The organism is Compostibacillus humi, assembly GCF_014637175.1.
Classification (GTDB): Bacteria; Bacillota; Bacilli; order Bacillales; family Amphibacillaceae; genus Oceanobacillus; species Oceanobacillus humi.
Genome location: NZ_BMEV01000111.1, coordinates 1 through 4363, shown reverse-complemented (window position 1 = coordinate 4363; position 4363 = coordinate 1). Strand labels below are relative to the sequence as shown.

4 protein-coding genes are annotated in these 4363 nt (G+C 35.5%); all 4 read right to left on the bottom strand.

Annotated features, from left to right (window positions below):
• Positions 1-86: 86 nt before the first annotated feature.
• Entirely contained in the window at positions 87-587 is a 501-nt protein-coding gene (locus tag IEV18_RS16380) for a heparinase II/III family protein (RefSeq protein WP_188393435.1), read from the bottom strand.
• Positions 588-593: 6 nt separating this feature from the next.
• Entirely contained in the window at positions 594-2096 is a 1503-nt protein-coding gene (locus IEV18_RS16375) for an IS5 family transposase (RefSeq protein ID WP_188393434.1), read from the bottom strand.
• A gap of 105 nt (positions 2097-2201) precedes the next feature.
• A complete protein-coding gene (locus tag IEV18_RS16370) occupies positions 2202-2666 on the bottom strand; it encodes a hypothetical protein (protein ID WP_188393433.1) in 465 nt (154 codons plus the stop codon).
• A gap of 24 nt (positions 2667-2690) precedes the next feature.
• Positions 2691-4301 (bottom strand): hypothetical protein, encoded by a 1611-nt coding sequence (locus IEV18_RS16365; protein WP_188393432.1) that lies wholly within the window; start codon positions 4299-4301, stop codon positions 2691-2693.
• Between the last annotated feature and the right edge of the window lie 62 nt (positions 4302-4363).

The following is a 4363-nucleotide window of genomic DNA, read 5'->3' as shown; positions in this document are numbered from 1 at the left end:
AATCAAACCGAAAAGCTAGTAACACAATAATTATGCCTTTTTTACCCCTCAAAACCTTGATACACAAAGCTTTGAGGGGCATTCGTTTACCTAGCAACTGTCGAACTCGGGTCCTTAGCAGCATCAAAAAAATTTACCCAAGTTTTTAATCTCTTGGATGTAGTTTCATCGTGCCACGCCATCTCATTCTTAGGGTTTTCAAATGGATTATTTATAATCCAGTCTTTTATAATTTCAAACCCCTTCGATATATATTTAGCATTTTTTTCTATTCTATACGCATCTACCAAGTCATTAATAAAGTAATGACCATGTAAGATACGGAAAAAGGATCTTGGTTCACTATTTTCTCCATTCCAATAAATCTTTTCTGAAATATTTAATTTTTTGTAGCCTTTAATATGGATTTCATTATTTACAACATCTTTGGCAGATAAACTCGGGTTTTTAGAATATGTAATTAAAAATGGTGATATTTTCTCAAAAGTTGCATCCTTATCTATATTTTTATATTTGTTAATTTCCGAAGTATTTTCTTTATTAAACAGTAATATGTCCTTTTTTCTTAAATAGGGTTTACTGAACAACCTTCATTATTCTATAATCAACGTGTATTTCTTTCTATTCACAAAAAGATAAAGTGCTTTCCAGATTTGGAAAAAAGACAAAAAAGTATCCCGGAGGACTTTTTCCAGGTTCATGACCAGGAACTGTAAGGCAATGACCGTTTCACTGGTCGTTTGAAGGCGTGCGGAAATACGGCCAAGGCCGTACTTGCGTTTGCCTTCACCAAATTTTCCTTCGATGGCATTTCGTTCGATCGCATCTTGATGGGCTATCTTTTTCGCTAAACCATTTCTTTTCGCATCATTGGAAGGACGACCCAGTTTCGGACCACTCAGACGGATACCTTTTTCCTTGCAGTAAGCCCGGTTCTCCCGGGTCCGGTAGATTTTATCTGCGAGAACTGCTTCCGGATAGAATCCGTGCCGTCTGCGGTAAGCCTCGACGGACTCGATGAGGTAATTTCCCTCATGGTAAGCATCCCACTCCATCTTGTCCAAAAAGGCAAAGCCGTCCACCATGCTGATCGATAGCTTGGCACCAAATTCAACACTCGCACTCGCTTTTCCACGCACAATGGGGCGGACGTGCGGCTGTGCGATACTGGTGATCCGATCATCGATCTGATGTGTCTTCGTTTCATACATGATTTTTTGTTGGCGGTACAATTCCTGGATGACAAGCAACTCACGATATTGACGTTTACTCAAAGGTTTCAAGCCACCCTGTTGTACAAGGGATTCAATATGCTTCAGGTCGCGTCTGATATAATTCAGCTGTTTCCCAATTGCTTGACGGAGGGTCTTCCGTCGTGGATTCCGCTGTTTGGCGACAGACAAGTAATCTTTACGCGCTTTCTTGCGATAAGTGCGAGGCTTTGGTTGGGTTCCGCGAAAAGGCGAATGCAGCGTATCAATCATCCCTTCCAGCTTTTCCCGGGCTTCATTCAATAGACGGAGGTCCGTCGGATAGGCAATATCAGCGGGAGCGCATGTTGCATCAAGCAACAACTTCCCCTGATTGGATGGCTTATCAGGGCTAGATGCATCAACCTTTCGAGTACTGGCCATGCCGGCACCGGAATCAGGATCGTCATCCCGTCCGTGATGCGTATCCTGTTTTTCTTTCATCTGTGTCTCGACCATCCATTCATTCACTTGATTGATGATGGAGGCATCAAAACGTTTGCGGAAATGGGTCATCAATGATGAATCGAACGGTGCTTTTTGTTGGAATTCTGAAAGCCCGATGAAGTATTGAAGATACGGGTTTTCCTTAATTTGTTCGACCGTTTCTTCATCGCTCAACCCCATCCGTTCTTTGATCAAAAGAGAACCCAAAGCCATACGGGCAGACACTGCTTTGTTCCCTTGTGTCGTATCTTTCAGGGAACGGACATAGATGTCTTCCATTTTGTCCCATGGAATGAGATTGGCAAGAACCACCCAACGGTTTTCGGAATCCAGCTTTCCTCCGAATGGTAAGAAAAATTCATCCGGCATGATCATCTGTCTTTCATTGTGTTCGTACATTTAAGACCCTCCAAGTGCAAGCATTTTATTGGGAAATCAGCAAATACCCTTGCATATTATTTCGACAAAAACAGGCAAAACCCTTGTCGAAAGAGGGATTTTTGGTTATTCAGTAAGCCCTAAATAGGCGATATTATTCAAAAAAACAATTTTGCAGTAATTATCATTTATTTCCAATAAATTATATTTTTGATTAGGTAATATTTTGCCAATTACTTTGTAAAAGTGTTGGTCTAGATAAACATTTGTTTCCTTTTTAGTGAGAAAGTGGTATTTCTCTTCAACACGAACGTTCACGTTGTTTACTTTGTTTTTTAGGATGAAAGACATCTTAGTTTGTTCTTTTTTTACAAAACCATGAAAATTACTGAATTGGACTTTATGCCAGTTACCATAGTCGGAAATTCTATAGTATGTTAATCCTTTTTCCAGTAAACCAACTTTAACTAATTTTCCGCTCCGATTATCGTAAACAGGAACATTAGACTCAATAGTCACAAAACTGTTAAAGAAGTAATTTTTATTCTTAACTTTCTTGAAAATTGACTTTAATGTGCTTGTTAAATTCATGGTACACCTACCGTAATTTAATGTTTAGGTAATTGAGAAGTCTCCAATCCAAATACTGCTTGCTTCTACCCATGATTGGGAATTCGTAGATTTTTTATGTTGAATCTCTATAAAAAAGTCATTGTTTTCTAAAGTGTTGTCTATCTGTATTTCGTGTGTTCCATATAATTGAAGGATGTCTCGGGTTTCTTTTAGAAATGGCGATTTTACAAAAATACTCCCTTTTCCTTTTGGGTTTCTATAGAAAAAGCGTATTTTAAGTCGAATCTTCCCTTTTAAATCGAGATTGGATAAATTTATATTTATTCGATAAAAGTCATTTGAAGTAATGTTTTGATTTGAAACTTTGAATAGAAATCCATTGTCTTTATATAAACTCTGTATTGGTTCAATTTGTGAAGTACTACTATTTATTAGGGATAATAAAATCTTATTATTTGTCTTAATTAATTGTTTCAACTGTTTGTCTAATGTTTTATACTTCTGTGCCAAATTTGTTGGATTATTTACGTCCCAATAGTTTAGAATTGGCCACAATTCCTGAATTAATTCATAAAACAACTCGTTATTATAGCGATCCTCAGCGGGGTAGGAAAGCATTAAGTCAACTACCTTTCTGGAATTTAAGAGTAACATCGTATTAAAAGCAATATCTGACTCCCCAACAACCCCACTATGCCACTGGATTAATCGATAGGACAAAAATAATAGCTCTAATGGATTGTGATTATAGAAGTTATCTAATTGGGCGTATTTTATTAAGTTGGATAAACATTGCTCATTTTCTTGATCATCTTTAATATTTGTCCATTTTTTTAAATAATATGCAATGTTTTTTATATCCCATTTCTGTACTTTTAATGTCTCTTTAGGAAAGATATACTTTCCAACATTAAAGAGAGCTGTCGACCTAATATGTAGAAAGCCTTGTCCTCCATATCTATTGAGATAATCAATTGCAAGATTTAAGTTATGATTTGAAAAGACATTTTGTTTTATAACATTTTTTAATTTAGTATTTGTTTTAGTGGAGATTGAAAAGAATTTATGATTTAAATTTAAATTGTGCACAATATCTGTAACGATTTTTTCGTCATTTTCAAAGGTTCTCTTTACAAAATCATTTTCATTTGACGTATTTTTCAAATATGTAAATGTTTCAATCTTGTCAATTATTGGTTTTAAAGCTGCTAGTGACATTCTGCTGTCACCACCACCAGTTAACGAAAGCAATGGTTTATATGTAGAACTTTCAATCCATTTAACTGTTTCATTAAGGTAGGAGATAATCTCTTCTTTTATTTCCGCTTTGGGTTTGCTTTCAAAAGCGCTTAAAGGATAATATCTTTCTAGTTTACCTGAATTTATTTCTAAAGACATATTTGGGATAAGTTTTCGAACAGATTCGTACCTTGTTAAGTTTGAAAAACTGATTTCGTTTGGGTGTGTATATACTTGTTTTAGTTTATTATTTAATGCTTCGTTAATTAAAGAATCATGGGAACCAATAATCATATAATTCTCATGATAAAATACAGTTCTTAAGCTAGCCATATCATTAAAAATTTTTATTACATTATCATACACTAGCATTGCATAAATATAGTTGGAATATTCTGTAAATAATTTTCTCATAAATTAAGCCAAAAAGTCAAAGTCCAACTAAAGGTGGCTTTATCCATTTTTTGAAAATTATA

What these genes read in the sequence shown, in the direction of transcription:
- IEV18_RS16375 (WP_188393434.1), bottom strand. Translation starts at nt 2,096, where the DNA reads ATGTACGAACACAATGAAAGACAGATGATCATGCCGGATGAATTTTTC.
- IEV18_RS16370 (WP_188393433.1), bottom strand. Translation starts at nt 2,666, where the DNA reads ATGAATTTAACAAGCACATTAAAGTCAATTTTCAAGAAAGTTAAGAAT.
- IEV18_RS16365 (WP_188393432.1), bottom strand. Translation starts at nt 4,301, where the DNA reads ATGAGAAAATTATTTACAGAATATTCCAACTATATTTATGCAATGCTA.